Genomic DNA, 17,740 nt, shown 5'->3' on the forward strand with positions numbered 1-17,740 from the left:
GTCATTGCGAGCGAAGCGAAGCAATCCAGGTCTGTATCCGCAGAAGGCAGTCTGGGTTGCTTCGTCGCATCGGCGCAAAATTGCTTCGCAATTTTGTCGCGAGCTCCTCGCAATGACGAGACCTACGCCACCCGCCGTGCCGCGCCAGCCTTGGTCAAGATCACATCGAGACAATCGATCATCTCGGCGATCTCTCCCTTCGTGACGTTCAGCGCCGGCATGAAGCGCAGCGCGTCGACCTGCGGCGCGTTGAGGAGCACGCCGGCCTCGAACGCCTGCGCGACGATCCCGGGCGCGATCGGCAGCTTGAGGTCGAGCGCGAGCAGAAGCCCACGGCCGCGCACGCCGCCAAGGCCATGCCGGGCCGAGACCTTCTGCAGCTCGCTTTCGAGCAGCAGCCCGGTTTCGGTCACCGACTTCAGGAAGTCGGGCTTGCTGACCTCGTCCAGCACCGCGAGTCCCGCCGCGCACATGATCGGGTTGCCGTTGAAGGTGCCGCCCTGGTCGCCGTGCTCGAAACAGGAGGCGCGTTCGGTCGCGAGCAGGGCGGCGAGCGGCACGCCGCCGCCGATGCCCTTGCCGAGCGTCATGATGTCGGGCGCGATTCCGGCATGCTCGTAGTGGAAGAGCTTTCCGGTCCGGCCCATGCCGGTCTGGATCTCGTCGAAGATCAGCAGCAAGCCGCGCGCTTCGGTGAGCGCGCGCAGCTCCTGCAGGAACTGATCGGTCGCAGGCCACACGCCTGATTCACCCTGGATCGGCTCCAGCATCACCGCGACGGTATTGTCGTTGATCAGCTTCTCGACCGAGGCGATATCGTTGAGCCTGGCCTTCTTGAAGCCTGCGACTTTCGGCTCGAACAGCGGCTCGAATGCCTTCTTGCCCGAGGCCGACATCGTCGCCAGCGTGCGGCCGTGGAAGCCGCCCTCGAAGCTGATGATCTCGAAGGCGCCGCCCCTTTGCAGGCTGCCATATTTGCGCGCGAGCTTGATCGCGCCCTCATTGGCCTCCGCGCCTGAATTGGCAAAGAACACCTGGTCGAACGCGCTGTTTGTAACCAGTGCCTCGGCGAGCTTCAGGCTCGGCTCGTTGTAGAAGGCCGGGCTCGGCGTCAGCAGCCGCTTGGACTGCGCGGTGAGCGCATCGGCGATGGCCGGCGGCGAGTGGCCGAGACAGTTGACGGCCCAGCCCTGCACGAAATCGAGATAGCGCTTGCGGCTGTCGTCCCAGAGGTAGGAGCCGGCGCCGCGGACGAACACGGCCTTGGGCCGTGCGGTGATGTCCATCAGCGCGTCATACGGATGGGTGGCGTCGGTCATGTCGAACTCCTCTGGAGGCGGGTGGAATCGGGGTGCAAAAAGCAAAAAGGCCGCACCTTGCGGGTGCGGCCTTCTCGAAAACTCAAGCTGAATTCAGTGGTTCAGCGGCGTCGTCGGACATGGCGCACCCTCTCATCGTCGCGGGAGCGACGACGGAGCATTTCGGTGCGCTGATGGGTCCGAGCGTTGATCATGGAGCGCGGCAATACATGCCAATGGCAGGGCTTGTCAAGCGGGCGTTTTGCGCAACACAAGCCGAGTGTGCATCGGTCGGGTCAGATGCCCGGCATCTTCGGCTGCGCGACGACGTCGCGGGAGAGGATCACTTGATGTCGTAGACGGCGAAGCTATCCGCGATGCCGGCATTGATGGCCTTCGCGGCCGCGATGTCGCGTTCGGCGCCTTCGTTGTCGCCCTTTTTCCGTCTCGCAAGTCCGCGGCCGTAGAGCGCATTATCGAGCGCGGGCTTTACGCTCAGCGCAGCGTCGTAATCCGCGATCGCCGCATCGACTTCGCCAAGCCGGAGTTGGATCAGTGCGCGGGTGTCGAGCATGTAAGGTTCGTTCGGCTTCATCCGCAGCGACTGATCGCAATCGGCGAGTGCTTCCGGCAATTGGCGAAGAATCGCGCGTGTCACGCAGCGGGCAAAAAATACGCCGGGATAGTTCGGATTGGCCTTGATCGAGCGGTCGTAATCCTCGAGCGCCCGCGCATAATCGTGCGCGTTGAAATAGATCTCGCCGCGCGCATAGGCGTCGCCGCCATTGTTCGGATTGAGCTCGAGCGATTTGCTGAAATCGGCGAGGGCGCGTTCGCGGTCGCCCTTGTCGCGGAGGACGCGCGCGCGGTTGCCATAGGCGACGGCGTAATTCGGATCGAGCCTGATCGCCATGTCGAAATCGGCGAGCGCGCGATCCGCCTCGCGATGCTGGGCATGGGCGGTGCCGCGGTTGAAATAGCACAGCGTGAATTTCGGATCGATCCTGATGGCCTGATCGAAGTCGGCGATCGCATGCTCGTAGTCGTTCTTGCCGAAGAGGGAATTGCCGCGGTTGCACCAGTAGTTTGCGTTGTCCGGCTTGAGCTCGATCGCGCGGGTGTAGTCGGCAATGGCGTGGTCGCGGTCGCCGACATCGGCGTAGACCAGGCCGCGGCTGAACCAGATTCGGGAATTGTCAGGGGCAAGGTCGATCGCGCCGCTGAGATCGGCCAAGGCCCGCTGTGTGTCGCCCTTGCGCCGGAAGGATCTGCCGCGGTTGGCGAGCGCGGCGGCGTTCGACGGATCGGCCTGCAGCAGGGACGAGCAACCTTCTATGCGCTGGTCGTCGCTGATCTCGCTGGAACCGAAGCACCATTGACGCGCCTCGGCGGGTGATGGAGATTGCGCCGTGGCGGGGAGGGCAAGCAGAATCAATGCGGTGCCGATCGCGCACAGTCCGACCCGGATACCAATCGTGTGATTGTATTTCATTTGACGGCCGCACAGAAACCAACAAGCCTCTAGCGCGTTTGTGATCGCAGGACGCCAATTGGTTCGAACCGAACGCCGGACGGTCGAGACCAACTGGCGGGACCAACCAGATAGTTTCAAGCCTTGTCTGATACGCCTTACCCGATCGACCTCGACAGCATTCGCGGCGCGTTTCCGCCGGGCATCGAGGCGCCGTCCCTGCTGGTCGACTTTGCCGATTGGCTGAACGGGCGCCCCTGGGGCAGCGTTGGCTGCTTCTCCCTGCAAGGCCAGTTCTCCGATCACGCGCCGATCGTCGACGGCAGTCGCTTGCGCGACAGGTTTTCGCTGTTCATGCGGCTGCCCGACGGCTCGGCCGTCGGGGGCTGGTATGGCGCCGGTCTCGACCGGGACAATCCGCCGATCGTGGGCTTGGGGTCGGAGGGCGACTACGAACTGCTGGCGCCGAGCCTCGACGGGCTGCTTGCAAAACTGACGTCGCAGCAATTCGACAAGGCCTGGAGTGATCTCTTGCCGCATGACGAGGTCGAGTGCCAGACGGTCGAGCTGGCACAGTGGCTCGCCGGACGGCCGGTCGGCGAGCAGGCGGCGTGTGACGACGGCGTCGCAGAGCTCCCCGACTTCCGCGGCTTCGTGGAAAAATGGAGCCGGGATCGCGAGGACTATTGGGCCAATCACCGTTTGATGGCCGAACTCGGCTGGCGGCTCGCGGCACATCTGCCCAAGGGAAAAAACGCCTGGGACAAGACGCACTTCGAGGTTGCGATTGTCGGCAAGCAGTACGAGGCCCGCGTCCTGACCCGCGGGCCGCAGCCGTTCGAGGAAGCAGCCTCGATCGAATCCCTGCTGCGCGATTTGCGCGAGGAGATGCGCCGCGCGCAGCCCGAGCTCGGGTTGTGGTACGCGATGAATTTCGGCCTATATGCCGACGGCCGCGTCATGCCGAACTTCGAATACGACGTGCGCCCGACCGTCGATGGCGAGCCGGCAAAACTGTCGGAGGCACAGGCCGATCTCGGCCGCGCCCCGCGGCCCGAGCGCTGGGTGCCGAAATGGCTGGCGGGATCCTGAAGCTCGGAATCCCGCAATCCTGCCGCCCTGCCGGAGCGCCGAAAACTGTCGCGCCATCATGACCTCGCGGGAACGGCGCCTTCGATCCCCCTTGACTTAGAGCGCGCTCGAAGGGGTATCTGTACGTGCGTCAGTACGAGAACGGGCACACATGAAGATCGGCGACCTCGCAAAACGAACCGGCCTGTCGACCCACACGCTGCGTTACTATGAGCGCATCGGGCTGTTGCCATACGCTGACCGGGATCGCTCCGGCCAGCGTGACTTCGACGCATCGATCCTCACATGGATCGCATTCCTTGGTCGGCTCAAGACCACCGGCATGCCGATCCGGGACATGTTGCGCTACGCGGCGCTTCGTGACGAAGGCGACGCCACCGGGCCAACCCGGCGGCAGATGCTGGAAGTCCACCGGGAACAGGTTCGCACGCAGATGGCCGAACTCCAGGAATGCCTGCTCGTCCTTGATACCAAGATCGCCGGCTATGCCGGCGGCGAACAGAGGACGAAGGAAAATGACGCACGCCCAAACACAAGCCGAAAGCCGCTTCGATCGCGGCCAGCGGGCCCTGTCACGCATTGACGGCAGTGCCGGCGAAAAGGTCGTCGCCTCACTCGCCGACATCGCTCCGGATTTCGCACGATACGTGATCGAGTTTCCCTTCGGCGACATTTACAGCCGCCCGGGCCTCGGCCTGCGCGATCGAGAGATCGCGACGATCGCCGCGCTGACGGCGCTCGGAAATGCCGCGCCTCAGCTCAAGGTGCATATCGAGGCGGGTTTGAACGTCGGGCTGTCTCGCGACGAGATCGTGGAGATCGTCATGCAGATGGCCGTCTATGCGGGCTTCCCGGCGGCGGTGAACGGCCTGTTCGCAGCCAAGGAGGTGTTCGCCGCGCATGACGGACAGCTGGCGTCGGGACAAGCAACATGACGAATTGCGAAACGCGTCGATCTCGCCCGCGCACCCGGGCCGGAGGGCTTGCTGCCGAAATGGCGGGCGGCGCCGTGAACCTCAGAATCCCGCGACGCTGCCGTGCAGGTCGTATTGGTCGGCGCGCTCGATCTTGGCCGTGACAATCTCGCCGACGCGCAGGGGGCGGCGGCTGGTGAGATAGACCGCGCCGTCGATCTCCGGCGCATCGGCCTTGGAGCGGCCCTTTGCAACGGTCGGTCCGACCTCGTCGATGATGATCTGTTGCCGCGTGCCGACCTTGCGCTTCAGCCTGCGCGCGGAAATCTTCTGCTGGCGGGCCATCAGTGCGTTGTAGCGCTCCTGCTTGATCTCTTCCGGCACGGGGTTCTCGATCGCGTTCGAGGTCGCGCCAGCGACCGGCTCGTACTTGAAGCAGCCGAGGCGATCGATCTCGGCTTCGTCCAGCCAGTCGAGCAGATAGGCAAAGTCCGCGTCGGTCTCGCCCGGGAAGCCGACGATGAAGGTCGAGCGCAAGGCAAGATCGGGACATTCCTCGCGCCAGCGCTTGATGCGCGCCAGCGTCTTGTCCTGCGCCGCCGGGCGCTTCATCGCCTTCAGCACCTCGGGGCTTGCGTGCTGGAACGGGATGTCGAGATAGGGCAGCACCTTGCCCTCGTTCATCAGCGCGATGACCTCGTCGACATGCGGGTAGGGGTAGACATATTGCAGGCGGACCCAGGCCCCCAGCTCGCCGAGCTCGCGCGCGAGATCGAGGAATCTGGCGCGGACCTGGCGGTCCTTCCACGAGCTCTCGGCATATTTCAGATCGACGCCATAGGCCGAGGTGTCCTGCGAGATCACCAGCAGCTCCTTGACGCCAGCGTCGACCAGACGCTCGGCCTCGCGCAGCACGTCGTTGGCCGGGCGCGAGACGAGATCGCCGCGCAGCTTCGGGATGATGCAGAAAGTGCAGCGGTTGTTGCATCCTTCGGAGATCTTCAAATAGGCATAGTGGCGCGGCGTCAGCTTGATGCCCTGTGGCGGCACCAGATCGAGATGCGGATTGTGGGCGGGCGGCAGCGCGCGATGCACCGCGTCCAGCACGCTCTCATATTGCTGCGGGCCGGTGATGGAGAGCACGCCGGGATAGGCCTGCTCGATCTGCTCGGGTTCCGCGCCCATGCAGCCGGTCACGATCACCCTGCCGTTCTCGGCCATGGCTTCGCCGATCGCCGAAAGCGATTCCTGCTTGGCGCTGTCGAGGAAGCCACAGGTGTTGACGATGACGATGTCGGCCCCGTCATGCTTGCGGGCGAGCTCGTAGCCCTCGGCGCGCAGGCGCGTGATGATGCGCTCGGAATCCACCAATGCCTTGGGACATCCGAGCGACACGAAGCTGACCTTGGGCGCAGCCGTCTGATCCATATCCAAATCTGCCTGATTGACCGGCTTGAGCTAGTCCCAATTGCCCATAATTACAACCCTTTGCATGGCCCCCCGGCATGCTAAGGATGAATCGCCTGACGTGAGTGAGCAATGAGCGCCGAACAGTCGCCCAAAATCGTGATTGTCGACGTGAGCCCGATCCGGGCCGCGATCCTCCAGGAGGGGCTGCGGGAGGCCGGGTTCACGCAGGTCGTCCATATCAGCGAGATGCAGAGCCTGCTGGCCCGTATTTATGCGGTCGACCCCGACATCATCCTGATCGATCTGGAAAACCCCAGCCGCGACGTGCTGGAGGCGATGTTCCAGGTCAGCCGCGCCGTGAAGCGTCCGATCGCGATGTTCGTGGACCAAAGTGATTCAGCCTCGATCCAGGCCTCGGTCGAGGCGGGGGTCTCTGCCTACATCGTCGACGGGCTGAAGAAGGAGCGCATCAAGCCGATCCTCGACCTCTGCGTGTCCCGCTTCAACGCCTTCGCCAAGCTCCAGGAGGAGCTCGAGCGCACCAAGTCGCAGCTCGAGGACCGCAAGGTCATCGAGAAGGCCAAGGGCATCCTGATGAAGGTGAAAGGCCTCAACGAGGACGAGGCTTATGTGCTGCTGCGCTCCACTGCGATGCGCGAGAAGAAGAAAATCGGCGAGATCGCCCAGTCGATCATCACCGCGTCGGAGATGCTGAAATGACCGCTCCCCTCCGCATCGGGTTCATTCCGCTGGTCGATGCCGCCGCCCTGATCGTCGCCGTCGACAAGGGCTTTGCTGCCGCCGAGGGGCTCGAGGTCGAACTGGTGCGCGAGGTGTCCTGGTCCAACGTCCGCGACAAGCTCAATATCGGCCTGTTCGACGCTGCGCATCTGCTGGCGCCGGTGGCGATCGCGTCCTCGCTTGGGCTCGGTCACGTCAAGGTGCCGATCGCCGCACCCTTCAATCTCGGCATCAACGGCAATGCGATCACCGTGTCGCCGGCGCTCCATGCCGCGCTGATGGAGGAGATCGACGGCGATCGCTTCGATCCGCTCGTGACCGCGAAAGCGCTGGCGAAGGTGGTCGCCAAGCGCCGCAAGGCAGGGGCCGATCCGCTGACCTTCGGCATGACCTTCCCGTTCTCGACCCACAATTACCAATTGCGGTTCTGGATGGCCGCGGCCGGCATCGATCCGGACGAGGACGTGCGCCTCGTCGTGCTGCCGCCGCCTTACATGGTCGACAGTCTCGCCAATGGCCATGTCGATGCGTTCTGCGTCGGTGCCCCGTGGAATTCGATCGCGGTCGATCTCGGCATCGGCCACATCCTGCATTTCGTCTCCGACATCCTCGACCGCGCGGCGGAAAAGGTGCTGGCAGTCCGCCAGGTCTGGGCCGACAAGAATCCGGACGTGGTCGCCAGCCTGGTGCGCGCGGCGGTGAAGGCGGCCGAGTTCATCGAGCAGCCGGAAAACCGGGCCGAAACGGCGCGGATCCTGGCGCAGCCCGAGCGGATCGGCGTCGATGCCGAAGTCATCCTGCGGAGCCTCACGGGACGCCTGAAGATTTCGCCGGACGGCACCGTTCGCGAGAGCGGCAGCTATCTTCTGGTGGGACGCGAGGAGGCAGGGCGCCCCGATCCGGTCCAGGCCGCCTGGCTCTATGCGCAGATGGTGCGTTGGGGTCAGACAGCGCTGGCGCCCGACGGCGTCAAGACCGCCATGGCCGTTTTCAGGCCCGATCTCTACGACGCCGCCCTCGGCCGCCGGCCGCCCAGCGAGGCACCAGCGCCGTTCGGGGCATTCGCCGGCCCCACCTTCGATCCCGGCAACATTCAGGGGCATCTGGAAGCCTTCGACGTTGGTCGCTGGAAGGCTTGATTCGGGCCTGCATCGTTTTTGGGCGTGCTGGATTATCGGCTAAATATTGAGCCGACTGCTCGAATTTCGGGTGAGTTCCAATGCGAGGATCTTCCGCGGTCACCCGTAATCAACTGAAATTACATACGTTTTTATTTCCAGAAAGCTGGCACGCAACTTGAATGTTGCAGTGCGGCCAGCCTGTCACAGATGCCTGCTGAGCCAAGTCCCGCAGCAACGAAGCTGACCGGACCGTTAGGTGCAGAGCCGGCTTTTGAGCCAGCCGAGTTCCTCGCGGGTCGTGCACTTTTCCGTCGATCCCACTCAGGTGGCCGCAGGAGCTTCGTTACCGACCATGAAAATCGATACGCTCGCAGTCGACTTTACCGACGAGCAGAAACGTTACCTCGAAGGCTTCACGACCGGTCTGCAGATCAGCCGCGTCGGTCGCGGTCTCGGTGGTGGCGCCGGCAAGGCGAATGCCGAGCCCACCGGTCCCGATGCCGTGCACCTCAAGGCGCAGGACAAGGTCATCGCCGCGGGCAAGAAACTCGCCGACCAGGAGAAGGTCAAGCGCGACGAGCATCCCTTCGATGCCTATCCGCGGCTGCGTCAGCAGGCGCTCGACAACGCGCCGCCGAGTCCGGCGGACAATTTCCGCTGGCGCTATTACGGCATCTTCTACGTCGCGCCGACGCAGGATTCCTACATGTGCCGGCTGCGCATCCCGAACGGCATCATGAAGCACTGGCAGCTGTCCGGCCTTGCCGATCTCGCCGACGAACTCTGCGGTCCGTACAGCCACGCCACGACGCGCGCCAACCTCCAACTGCGCGAGATCCAGCCGAAGAACGCGATCAAGCTGATCGAGGGCATCCAGGACCTCGGTCTGTGCTCGCGCGGCTCCGGCGCCGACAACATCCGCAACGTCACGGGAACGCCGACGGCCGGCATCGATCCGCAGGAGCTGATCGACACGCGCCCCTACGCGCGCGAGTGGCACTACCACATCCTCAACGATCGCTCGCTCTACGGCTTGCCGCGAAAGTTCAATGTCGCATTCGACGGCGCCGGCAGGATCGCGGTGCTCGAGGAGACCAATGACATCGCATTCACCGCATTCGAGGTGAAGGACGGCTTCGGCGTCGAGCCCGGGATCTGGTTTCGCCTCGGCCTCGGCGGCATCACCGGACACAAGGATTTTGCAAAATACTCCGGCATCATCGTCAAGCCGGAGCAGGCGACCGCCGTCGCGGACGCCATCGTGCGCGTGTTCATCGACCATGGCGATCGCACCAACCGCAACAAGGCGCGGCTGAAATACGTGCTCGATGCGATGGGCCATGACGGCTTTCTGAAACTGGTCGAGGAACGGCTCAAGAGTCCGTTCACGCGCGTGCCGGAAGAGGCGTTCGCGCCGCGGCCGGCCGCGGATCGCATGGCGCATATCGGGGTGCACAGGCAGAAGCAGGAGGGCCTCAACTGGATCGGCGTGTCGCTGACGCTCGGCAAAATCAGCTGCGATCAGATGCACGGCCTTGCCAAGGTCGCCCGCGACCTCGGCGACGGAGAGATCCGCCTGACCGTCTGGCAGAACCTGCTGATCTCTGGGGTGCGCGACGACAATGTCGAGCTTGCGATCGCGGCCATCAAGCAGATCGGGCTCGCGGTCGAAGCCTCGCATATCCGCGCCGGCCTGATCGCCTGCACCGGCAATGCCGGCTGCCGCTTCGCTGCCTCCAACACCAAGCGTCACGCCGCCGAGATCGGCGACTGGTGCGAGCCGCGCGTTGCCATGGACAAGCCGGTCAACATCCACGTCACCGGCTGTCATCATTCCTGCGCGCAGCACTATATCAGCGACATCGGGCTGATCGGCGCGCGTGTGCCGATCAATGAGGAGGACACGGTGGAGGGCTATCATCTCTTCACCGGTGGCGGGTTCGGCCCCGACGCCGACGTCGGGCAGGAGGTCTACCACGACCTCAAGGCCGAGGACGCGCCGAAGACGGTCGAAGGACTGCTCAAGGCCTATATCGCCCACCGCTCGTCTCCCGACGAAACTTTCCTCTCCTTTGCGCGCCGCCATGACGGCGAAACGCTGCGCAAGCTTGCCGATGCACAGGTGTCCGCATGAACCAGATCACCCCTCCGCCGAAACTCGACATCATTCCCGCCAGCGCGCCGTTCTCCGACGCGCAGCGCTCCTGGCTGAACGGCTTCTTCGCCGGATTGCTGTCCCCTGAGGTGGCCACGCCGTTGTCGGCGGAGCAGGGCGCCGCGGTCATGCAAGCAGGTGACGGCGATGATGGCGAAGCGCCGTGGCACGACCAGACCATGCCGATCGCCGACCGGATGAAGCTCGCCGAGGGGCGCCCCGTGCGGCGCAAGATGATGGCGGCGATGGCGCAGCAGGATTGCGGCCAGTGCGGCTACAATTGCAACGATTATTCGGAGGCGATCGCGGGCCGCAGCGAAGCGCGGCTCAACCTTTGCGTCCCCGGCGGCAAGGAAACCGCGCGGATGCTGAAGTCGCTGTACGAGGAGCTCGACAAGGCGCCGGCGGCCAAGATGGGTGACAAGGCGTCCGACAAGCAAGGCGCGGTGGCAGCTCCCGCCGTGACGGTGACGATCGCCGAGCCCGGCCGCTCGCGCGACAATCCCGTCGCAGCGACCTTCCTGTCGCGCCGCCTTCTCAACAAGGGAAAGTCGGAGAAGGAAACCTATCACGTCGAGTTCGATCTCTCCGAGAGCAAGCTCGACTACATCGTCGGCGACAGTTTTGGTGTGTTCGCGCGCAACGAGGTCGGTCTGGTCGACCAGATCATCGCGCTGCTCGGCGCCTCCCATACCACCAAGGTCAACGGCAAGACGCTGCGGGAGGTGCTGATCGACGACGTCTCGCTGTCGCCGGCGCCCGACACGCTGTTCGAATTGCTGTCCTTCATCACCGGCGGCGCGCAGCGTGAGAAGGCGAGGGCGCTGGCGCAGGGCGAGGATCCCGATGGCGATGCGGCGACCCTCGATGTCATGGCGGCGCTCCAGAAGTTTTCCGGCACGCGGCCGCATCCCGAGGCGTTCGTCGAGGCGCTGGAGCCGCTCCAGCCGCGGCTCTACTCGATCTCCTCGTCGCACAATGCAACGCCGGGAAAGCTGTCGCTGACGGTGGACTCCGTGCGCTACATCATCGGCAAGCGCAAGCGCATTGGCGTCGCCTCGACCTTCCTCGGCGAGCGCATCAATGAGGGCGAAAAGCTCAAGGTCTATGTGCAGAAGGCGCACGGCTTCGGCCTGCCGCAGGATCCGAAGACGCCTGTCATCATGATCGGTCCCGGCACCGGGATCGCGCCGTTCCGCGCCTTCCTGCTCGACCGCAAGGCGACCGGCGCACCCGGCAAGAACTGGCTGTTCTTCGGCCATCAGCGCAGCGATTGCGATTTCTTCTACCAGGAGGAGCTGAACGCGATGAAGACCTCGGGGCTCCTGACCCGGATGTCGCTGGCCTGGTCGCGCGACGGCGAGAAGAAGTTTTACGTGCAGGACCGCATGCGCGAGGTGGGCCGCGAGGTGTGGACGTGGCTTGCCGAGGGCGCGCATCTCTATATCTGCGGCGATGCCAAGCGCATGGCCAAGGATGTGGAGCGCGCGCTGGTCGACATCGTCGCCCAGTTCGGAGCACGTTCCACCGACGAAGCCGTCAGTTTTGTCGCCGAGCTCAAGAAGACCGGTCGCTTCCAGGCCGACGTCTACTAAGGCGCGGCAGGATGAGCGTGAATCGCCCCGGCTGCGCAAGGCGTGGGCGATTCACCGTCTACTGTGCATGGGGTTGTTTTCGACATTTTTAGCCGGACGACCCAAATCAGTTCCAATCGGCTCGAACTTTAACGAATAAGATTCTCGAAACCTCGGGGTAAAGAGAATTTGCGCCTGCGACGGGGCGCCTTCAGAGAACCGCCATCGCTATTTCCGCCGCCATCTTGCCTCCCGCCAGGGTTGATCCTTCATAATCCCGCAAATGGGGCCTTGGAGATCGACCATGCGCGAATTGTCGGCGGAAGCCAGGCTGCACTTCTACGCGCGTTCGCTCTCGCGTCGGACCGGGGCGAGCATGCAACACGTTGCGCTCTACAGCGCCTTCGCCGTCATCGCGGCCGTCGTGTTCGGCACGCTGTCGGTGCATCCGTTCTGATCACGCCCCGCGCTTGAACGGCGCCACCTCGATCCCCGCATCCTTCAACGCCTGACGCAGGCCGCGCGCGATGTCGACTGCGCCGGGCGTATCGCCGTGGATGCAGACCGTGTCCGTGCGCATCTTGATGATTTTGCCGGTGACCGAGACCACCGCGCCGTCCTGCACCATCCGCACCACGCGGTCGGCGATGGCCTTGGCGTCATGCAGCACCGCACCGGGCTTCTTGCGCGAGACGAGGTTGCCGTCGTCCTCATAGGCGCGGTCGGCGAACACCTCGTGCACCATCGGCAGGTTGGCGGCTTCGCCGGCCTTCACCAGCTTCGAATTGGCGAGCACGACGAAGATCAGGCTCTGATCGACCGCCTTGATGCCGGCGGCGATCGCCTTGGCGGTCATGTCGTCCTCGCAGGCGACGTTGGAGAGCGCGCCATGCGCCTTCACATGCGTCACCTTGTGGCCTGCCGCGGTTGCAATCGCCTGCAGTGCGCCGATCTGGTAGGCGACGAGGTTCTCGATCTCGGAGGCCTTCAGGCCCGCGATTGGATGGCGGCCAAAACCGTGCAGGTCGCGATAGCCGGGGTGGGCGCCGACCGAGACGCCGCGCGCCTTCGCCAGCTCGACGGTCCGGCGCATGATGTCGGGGTCGCCGGCATGGAAGCCGCAGGCGACGTTGACCGAGCTCGCCAGCTCGATCATCGCGGCGTCGTTGCCCATCTCCCACGCGCCAAAACCTTCGCCGAGATCGCAATTGAGATCGACTGTCTTCATGGTGCTCTCCGCCTGTGGTCTTGTTGTCGTTTAAGGCTCGGCCGCGACCTGCCAGGTCCCGGCGTCGACGGCGCTGACGGCATAGCCCGCGACGTTGGCATCGCTGAGCGCCTCGATATTGAGTGCGACGGTGTCGGCGGAGCGCAGGCGATCGGGCAGGCCGCGGATGGTTTGTGCGAATTTGCGCGCCTCGTCCTGCGCCTCGGCCATGCTGACCTGCTTGAAGCGGAACGCGGTTCCTGCCGAAGTCTGCGCGAGGCGGCCGACATCGGCCGTGATCACCGTCGCGATCTTCGGGTAGCCGCCGGAGGTGCCGCGGTCCATCATCAGCGCGATCGGCGAGCCGTTGCCGGGCACCTGGATGCTGCCGTTGACGGTGCCGTCGGAGACGATGTTGTGGCCGTGCAGATGCTTGATCGCGGGACCTTCGAGCCGGTAGCCCATGCGGTCGGAGGTCGCCGAGATCTTCCACTCGCTGTCCAGGAACAGCGCCCTGTTGGCGTCGTCGAACTCGTCGTCCTGTGGCCCCAGCAGGACACGGATCGGACCTGTCGCAGGCTTCGGCAATTCGATCCGCAGCTCAGGCGCTCCGCTCGCGGCATCGACCGTGAATTCGTCACCGGCCTGGAGCGGGCGCGGGTAGGGGCTGCCGAGACCGGCGCGGGCGTTGACCGCGAGGCTGCCGAACACCGGCTCGCCGCGGATTGCCCCTTCGATCGCGAGATAGGTGAACGCACCGCCGCGGGCAAAGCCCAGCGTCAGCGTCTCGCCGTCCTTCAGCGTCAGCGACGTGTCCATGGCGACCGGGCTCCCGGCGACATCCGCATTGCGAGGCGCGCCGGAAATCGCCACGCGCACGGCACCGTCCTTGGCCGTAAAGGCGGCACCGAACGGGCCGATCTCGACAGCGGCCGCGAACGGCTCGTTGCCGACCAGCGTGTTCGCCGCCGCGAGCGACAGACGGTCCATCGCCCCGCTGACCGTCAAGCCGTAGCGCTGCGCGCCGAAACGGCCGCCGTCCTGGACGGAGCTTGCAGGGCCGATGCTGGCAACCACGAGCCGGCTCATGCGATCACCTGCTCGGCGACGATCTCGCCGGCCTCGGCGGCGCGATCCTGCTCCTCGAACGTCTTGTGGTCGATGGCGAAAAACGTCACGCGATCACCGGGTTCGGTCAGGAAGGTCGGATTGCGGTGGAGCTGATAGGTCCGTACCGGCGTGCGACCCAGCAGGTGCCAGCCGCTCGGGGCAGCCAGGCATTGGATACCCGCCTGGACGCCGCCGATCGAGATTGTGCCGGCGGGCGTCAGCAGCCGCGGATTCTGCCGCCGCGACATATGCAGCGATTTGTCGAGACCACTGAGATAGGACCAGCCCGGCGTGAAGCCGATCATGGCGACCTTGTAGTCGCCGGCCACGTGACGGGCGATGATGTCGTCGGGCGTGGTGTTCAGCGCCTTGGCGACATCCTCGAGGTCGATGCCGTGCTCGCCGCCATAGGCGACGGGAATGCGCCAGCGGCGCGCCTTTGTGGCCGGCGGCAGCGGCTGGCTCGCGAGCGTGAGCAATTTTTCCCCGAGCGCGTCGAAGCCGATCTTGCCGGGATCGTAGTGCACCAGCAGCGAGCGATAGGTCGGCACGGACTCGGTGATGCCGTCGATGGGACTTGCCGCGATCGCCTTGTCGAGCGCCAGCACGCGCTGGTTGGCCTCGTCGTCGATGGTGCGGCTGAACTCGACCGTGACGGCGCTGTCGCCACTGGGCAGAAGGCGGGGCGGGGGAAGCGTCGCGGCCATGAGCTGTCGAAATCGGCTTCTCGGAAAAGCGCGGGCTCGACCTTGAGTTCCGCGTCACCCCCTGCTTCGCGTAAATGCGCCCGCAAGTCCAATAAATTAATGCAGGGGGGCGCGATAAAGCCTTGTTATCGCGTCGCATAACGGCGCTGCGGCCCTGCATTATTGGGACCCTCTTGGCCCTTGACGCAAAGCGCCGGGCTCGCAAGATGCGCGCGTTCTTTCCCTCCCATCCGGAGCTCGTCTGTTTCCATGTCGCTGTCCCCCGAAGCCCGCAAGACCCTCGCCGGCATCACCACTGCCACCATCACCACGGTCCTGCTGAAGAAGGGCCTGCGCAACATCTGGATGCGCGGCGCGCGTCCGCTGCGCCCGGGCCTGCCGCGCCTGGTGGGACCGGCCTTCACCCTGCGCTTCGTGCCGGCGCGCGAGGATCTGGCGACGCCGGAATCCTGGTCGTCGCCAATCTCGACCCGCACCGCGATCGAGGCGATGCCCGAGGGCTGCATCGCCGTGGTCGATGCCATGGGCATCACCGATGCCGGCATTTTTGGCGACATCCTCTGCGCGCGCATGATGAAGCGCGGCGTCACCGCACTCGTCACCGACGGCGTGGTCCGGGACGTCGAGGGTGTGCTCGGCACCAACCTGCCGGTCTGGTGCGACGGCTATGCCGCTCCGCCATCGGTTGCCGGCCTGACCTTCGTCGGCTGGGGCGAGCCGATCGGCTGCGGCGGTGTTGCGGTATTTCCGAACGACATCGTGGTCGCCGACCAGGACGGCTGCGTGCTGATCCCGCAGGCGATGCTCGATCACGTCCTCGCCGAGGGCGTCGAGCAGGAGCGCATGGAAGCCTGGATCGTCAACGAGGTGAACAACGGCGCGGTGCTGCCGGGCCTCTATCCCATGAACGCCGAGACCAAGGCGCGCTACGCTGCAAGCAAGAAGTAACGAGACAACAAGCGAGGTTACCCCATGGAAATCACTGTCGCAGGCACGCGGCCGACTCGCCGCGCGCCGAAGGAAAACTTCACCGGTACCGTGTGGCAGGACCCCGTGATCATGGCGCCCGCGCCGGCACGGCTGAACTGCTCGCGTGTGTCGTTCGAGCCGGGCGCGCGCACCAACTGGCATCACCATCCGCTCGGGCAGACGCTCTACGTGATTTCGGGCGTCGGGCGCGTTCAGACCAAAGGCGGGCCTGTCATCGAAATCCGTCCCGGCGATACCGTCTGGATTCCACCGAACGAATTGCACTGGCACGGCGGGTCGCCGACCAACGGCATGACCCATATCGCCATGCAGGAAGCGCTCGACGGCGTCTATTCGACCTGGCTGGAGCCCGTGACGGACGCGGAGTACGGCGCGGCGCTGGGCTAGCTCTCACTGCCGCTCGGCGGTCCACGTTCCCGTGCACAGGGCGCCTCGCCAGGTGCCGGAGCCCGAGGTGCCGCTGAGCCGGCCGAAGCCGACCGCGCGCTTGATGCCGGTGCTCAAGGTCACGTTGATGCTGCCGGCATCGGCCACGCGGCCTGACGCCGTCACCATTGCGCTGCTCGAGGCGATCTGACCGTTGCTGATGCCGATCGCGACGGTCGCGCCGTTGCCGCAGGTCTCGCTTGACGACGAGATCCGGACATTCCATGCGCCGTCGAAGGTGCTGGCGTTCGCCTGCGCGGCCGGCAAGGCGATGGCGAGGATGGTGGCGAAAAGACACTTGCGGAAGCCGTTCATGACACGCCCCTGTGGGTTGACCATGCGGGCACCCTGGCATGGGCGTGGCGCGGTCGATGTGAGGGCAGTCACGCGCGCAAGGCGCTGAGTGACGTGGCGCACGTCGCAAGGTGCGCAAACCAAAGGGGCCCGGATCGCGGGCCCCTCGTCTCCGTCAGAGTGTCGAACCCGAACTCTAGTTCACCCGCGTCCAGGTCTGGCCGCCGCAGAACATGCCGCCGAAGGCGCAGCCCTGCACGCGCAGGCGGTCGGTGCCCCTCAGCGCGATCGTCGAATCGTAGGTCGAGCCGGAGTTCGGATCGAGGATGCGGCCGGACCATTTCTGGTCCTTCTGATCCTTGCCGGGCTTCATGTTGATCAGGACCTGCTCGCCGTTCTGGTTCGATTTGCTGTCGACAGAATAGCCGCAGAGATTGGTGCCGCATTGCTCGATCCGGACCTTGCCTTCCTTCTCCTCGGTGAGCCAGACGCCGAGCGGTGACGTGAGATCGCGCGTGGGCGCGGTTGCGGGAGCCGGCGGCGCGACGGCTGCGGCCTGAACGGGGGCAGGGGCCGGAGCGGGGGGCGCGGGCGGAACGGCGGCTACTGCCGGAGCAGGCGGGGGAGGCGGCGCGGGCGGTATCGCGGCCACCGTTGGGGCAGCGCTTGGAGCGGGTTGAGGCGGCGGCACCATCGCATCTTCGGCCGGCGCATTTTTGGCTGTGTTGGCCGGAGGTGCCGGCGGGGCGGACGGCGCCGCGGCCACGGGAGCTTGGACAGGAGCCTGCTCGGCCGCTGGAGGCGCGGCGAGAGGCGCAGGTGCCGGCGCGGGATTGGCCGGCGGTTGCGGATCTGCCTTGGCTTGTTGCGGGGCCTGCGGGTCGGCCTTCGGAGTTGCCTTGGGGTCGTTCTTGAGGTCGGCCTTGGGATCGTTCTTGGCCTTTTTCGCCTTGCCCTGGCCGGTGTTGTCGTAGACGCCGGGAATCGACACCGTGCCGCGGTCCGGATCGATCCGGATGGTGCGCCCGCCATATTCGAAAGTGTACTGCGCCTGGGCAGCGGTGCTCGCCAAAAGGAATGCGGCCGTGGCCAACAGCTTCCTCATTTCCATCTCCTGAACAGGTGGTCCCCGCACCGACGCTTACGCCCCGGTTCGATCGTAAAAAGTGATCTAGATCACGGTCACCGTATGAGTCGTCCTGCGGCAGGTTCGGGTTCAATATGCCCGAG

18 protein-coding genes are annotated in these 17,740 nt (G+C 65.1%); 10 read left to right on the forward strand and 8 right to left on the reverse strand.

The window, feature by feature from the left end; all coding sequences use genetic code 11:
* Positions 1-122 precede the first annotated feature (122 nt).
* Together JQ572_RS29905 and JQ572_RS29910 are read right to left on the reverse strand one after the other, a co-directional pair.
* On the reverse strand, positions 123-1,319 hold the full coding sequence (locus JQ572_RS29905) for an acetylornithine transaminase (RefSeq protein ID WP_211386415.1): 1,197 nt from the start codon (positions 1,317-1,319) through the stop codon (positions 123-125).
* 322 nt (positions 1,320-1,641) lie between these two features.
* The gene (locus JQ572_RS29910; RefSeq protein WP_211386416.1) at positions 1,642-2,790 is read right to left on the reverse strand and encodes a tetratricopeptide repeat protein; all 1,149 of its coding nucleotides are present in this window, start codon (positions 2,788-2,790) and stop codon (positions 1,642-1,644) included.
* A 123-nt stretch (positions 2,791-2,913) separates the two neighbouring features.
* Here JQ572_RS29910 and JQ572_RS29915 point away from each other — a divergent pair, with 123 nt between their 5' ends.
* The 3 genes from JQ572_RS29915 (at position 2,914) to JQ572_RS29925 (ending at position 4,796) form a co-directional block, all read left to right on the forward strand.
* Entirely contained in the window at positions 2,914-3,861 is a 948-nt protein-coding gene (locus tag JQ572_RS29915) for a hypothetical protein (RefSeq protein ID WP_211386417.1), read from the forward strand.
* Between the two features lie 151 nt (positions 3,862-4,012).
* Positions 4,013-4,444 carry a MerR family transcriptional regulator gene (locus tag JQ572_RS29920; protein ID WP_211386418.1) on the forward strand — a complete coding sequence of 144 codons (432 nt, stop codon included), beginning with the start codon at positions 4,013-4,015 and terminating at the stop codon, positions 4,442-4,444.
* On the forward strand, positions 4,377-4,796 hold the full coding sequence (locus tag JQ572_RS29925; protein WP_211386504.1) for a carboxymuconolactone decarboxylase family protein: 420 nt from the start codon (positions 4,377-4,379) through the stop codon (positions 4,794-4,796). The genes JQ572_RS29920 and JQ572_RS29925 overlap by 68 nt, the downstream gene beginning before the upstream one ends.
* 81 nt (positions 4,797-4,877) lie before the next feature.
* On the opposite strand, the gene rimO is transcribed toward JQ572_RS29925, so the two are convergent.
* Positions 4,878-6,203 carry a 30S ribosomal protein S12 methylthiotransferase RimO gene (gene rimO / locus JQ572_RS29930; RefSeq protein ID WP_211386419.1) on the reverse strand — a complete coding sequence of 442 codons (1,326 nt, stop codon included), beginning with the start codon at positions 6,201-6,203 and terminating at the stop codon, positions 4,878-4,880.
* A 111-nt stretch (positions 6,204-6,314) separates the two neighbouring features.
* On the opposite strand from rimO, the gene JQ572_RS29935 reads away from it, so the two are divergent.
* From JQ572_RS29935 to JQ572_RS29955, 5 genes are all read left to right on the forward strand, one after another.
* A complete protein-coding gene (locus JQ572_RS29935; RefSeq protein WP_211386420.1) occupies positions 6,315-6,905 on the forward strand; it encodes an ANTAR domain-containing response regulator in 591 nt (196 codons plus the stop codon).
* Positions 6,902-8,065, forward strand: coding sequence for a CmpA/NrtA family ABC transporter substrate-binding protein (locus JQ572_RS29940; protein WP_211386421.1), 1,164 nt, complete (start codon positions 6,902-6,904; stop codon positions 8,063-8,065). Before JQ572_RS29935 ends, JQ572_RS29940 begins: the two co-directional genes overlap by 4 nt.
* Before the next feature lie 334 nt (positions 8,066-8,399).
* Positions 8,400-10,181 (forward strand): NirA family protein, encoded by a 1,782-nt coding sequence (locus tag JQ572_RS29945; protein ID WP_211386422.1) that lies wholly within the window; start codon positions 8,400-8,402, stop codon positions 10,179-10,181.
* Positions 10,178-11,797, forward strand: a complete 1,620-nt coding sequence (locus JQ572_RS29950; RefSeq protein WP_211386423.1) for a sulfite reductase subunit alpha — start codon at positions 10,178-10,180, stop codon at positions 11,795-11,797. The genes JQ572_RS29945 and JQ572_RS29950 overlap by 4 nt, the downstream gene beginning before the upstream one ends.
* 283 nt (positions 11,798-12,080) lie before the next feature.
* Positions 12,081-12,233, forward strand: a complete 153-nt coding sequence (locus tag JQ572_RS29955) for a hypothetical protein (RefSeq protein ID WP_211386424.1) — start codon at positions 12,081-12,083, stop codon at positions 12,231-12,233.
* On the opposite strand, the gene JQ572_RS29960 is transcribed toward JQ572_RS29955, so the two are convergent.
* From JQ572_RS29960 to pxpB, 3 genes are read right to left on the reverse strand one after another with little or no spacing between them, the layout of a single operon-like run.
* A complete protein-coding gene (locus JQ572_RS29960) occupies positions 12,234-13,004 on the reverse strand; it encodes a LamB/YcsF family protein (RefSeq protein ID WP_211386425.1) in 771 nt (256 codons plus the stop codon).
* 30 nt (positions 13,005-13,034) lie between these two features.
* Positions 13,035-14,072 (reverse strand): 5-oxoprolinase subunit C family protein, encoded by a 1,038-nt coding sequence (locus JQ572_RS29965; protein ID WP_211386426.1) that lies wholly within the window; start codon positions 14,070-14,072, stop codon positions 13,035-13,037.
* Positions 14,069-14,800 (reverse strand): 5-oxoprolinase subunit PxpB, encoded by a 732-nt coding sequence (gene pxpB, locus JQ572_RS29970; RefSeq protein WP_211386427.1) that lies wholly within the window; start codon positions 14,798-14,800, stop codon positions 14,069-14,071. The genes JQ572_RS29965 and pxpB overlap by 4 nt, the downstream gene beginning before the upstream one ends.
* A gap of 249 nt (positions 14,801-15,049) precedes the next feature.
* On the opposite strand from pxpB, the gene JQ572_RS29975 reads away from it, so the two are divergent.
* Entirely contained in the window at positions 15,050-15,748 is a 699-nt protein-coding gene (locus tag JQ572_RS29975) for a ribonuclease activity regulator RraA (protein ID WP_211386428.1), read from the forward strand.
* A gap of 24 nt (positions 15,749-15,772) precedes the next feature.
* Complete coding sequence (locus JQ572_RS29980) at positions 15,773-16,177, forward strand: (R)-mandelonitrile lyase (RefSeq protein ID WP_211386429.1); 405 nt, start codon at positions 15,773-15,775, stop codon at positions 16,175-16,177.
* A gap of 3 nt (positions 16,178-16,180) precedes the next feature.
* Here JQ572_RS29980 and JQ572_RS29985 read toward each other — a convergent pair whose 3' ends face one another.
* On the reverse strand, positions 16,181-16,531 hold the full coding sequence (locus JQ572_RS29985) for a hypothetical protein (RefSeq protein WP_211386505.1): 351 nt from the start codon (positions 16,529-16,531) through the stop codon (positions 16,181-16,183).
* A gap of 175 nt (positions 16,532-16,706) precedes the next feature.
* On the reverse strand, positions 16,707-17,615 hold the full coding sequence (locus tag JQ572_RS29990) for a DUF2147 domain-containing protein (protein WP_211386430.1): 909 nt from the start codon (positions 17,613-17,615) through the stop codon (positions 16,707-16,709).
* Positions 17,616-17,740: the final 125 nt, after the last annotated feature.

Origin of the sequence: Bradyrhizobium sp. SZCCT0153, from assembly GCF_018129995.1 — a bacterium.
Classification (GTDB): Bacteria; Pseudomonadota; Alphaproteobacteria; order Rhizobiales; family Xanthobacteraceae; genus Bradyrhizobium; species Bradyrhizobium japonicum_G.

What these genes read in the sequence shown, in the direction of transcription:
- JQ572_RS29935 (WP_211386420.1), top strand. Translation starts at nt 6,315, where the DNA reads ATGAGCGCCGAACAGTCGCCCAAAATCGTGATTGTCGACGTGAGCCCG.
- JQ572_RS29905 (WP_211386415.1), bottom strand. Translation starts at nt 1,319, where the DNA reads ATGACCGACGCCACCCATCCGTATGACGCGCTGATGGACATCACCGCA.
- JQ572_RS29950 (WP_211386423.1), top strand. Translation starts at nt 10,178, where the DNA reads ATGAACCAGATCACCCCTCCGCCGAAACTCGACATCATTCCCGCCAGC.
- JQ572_RS29925 (WP_211386504.1), top strand. Translation starts at nt 4,377, where the DNA reads ATGACGCACGCCCAAACACAAGCCGAAAGCCGCTTCGATCGCGGCCAG.
- JQ572_RS29920 (WP_211386418.1), top strand. Translation starts at nt 4,013, where the DNA reads ATGAAGATCGGCGACCTCGCAAAACGAACCGGCCTGTCGACCCACACG.
- JQ572_RS29975 (WP_211386428.1), top strand. Translation starts at nt 15,050, where the DNA reads ATGTCGCTGTCCCCCGAAGCCCGCAAGACCCTCGCCGGCATCACCACT.
- JQ572_RS29965 (WP_211386426.1), bottom strand. Translation starts at nt 14,072, where the DNA reads ATGAGCCGGCTCGTGGTTGCCAGCATCGGCCCTGCAAGCTCCGTCCAG.
- JQ572_RS29945 (WP_211386422.1), top strand. Translation starts at nt 8,400, where the DNA reads ATGAAAATCGATACGCTCGCAGTCGACTTTACCGACGAGCAGAAACGT.
- pxpB (WP_211386427.1), bottom strand. Translation starts at nt 14,800, where the DNA reads ATGGCCGCGACGCTTCCCCCGCCCCGCCTTCTGCCCAGTGGCGACAGC.
- JQ572_RS29940 (WP_211386421.1), top strand. Translation starts at nt 6,902, where the DNA reads ATGACCGCTCCCCTCCGCATCGGGTTCATTCCGCTGGTCGATGCCGCC.
- JQ572_RS29990 (WP_211386430.1), bottom strand. Translation starts at nt 17,615, where the DNA reads ATGAGGAAGCTGTTGGCCACGGCCGCATTCCTTTTGGCGAGCACCGCT.
- rimO (WP_211386419.1), bottom strand. Translation starts at nt 6,203, where the DNA reads ATGGATCAGACGGCTGCGCCCAAGGTCAGCTTCGTGTCGCTCGGATGT.
- JQ572_RS29980 (WP_211386429.1), top strand. Translation starts at nt 15,773, where the DNA reads ATGGAAATCACTGTCGCAGGCACGCGGCCGACTCGCCGCGCGCCGAAG.
- JQ572_RS29955 (WP_211386424.1), top strand. Translation starts at nt 12,081, where the DNA reads ATGCGCGAATTGTCGGCGGAAGCCAGGCTGCACTTCTACGCGCGTTCG.
- JQ572_RS29960 (WP_211386425.1), bottom strand. Translation starts at nt 13,004, where the DNA reads ATGAAGACAGTCGATCTCAATTGCGATCTCGGCGAAGGTTTTGGCGCG.
- JQ572_RS29985 (WP_211386505.1), bottom strand. Translation starts at nt 16,531, where the DNA reads ATGAACGGCTTCCGCAAGTGTCTTTTCGCCACCATCCTCGCCATCGCC.
- JQ572_RS29910 (WP_211386416.1), bottom strand. Translation starts at nt 2,790, where the DNA reads ATGAAATACAATCACACGATTGGTATCCGGGTCGGACTGTGCGCGATC.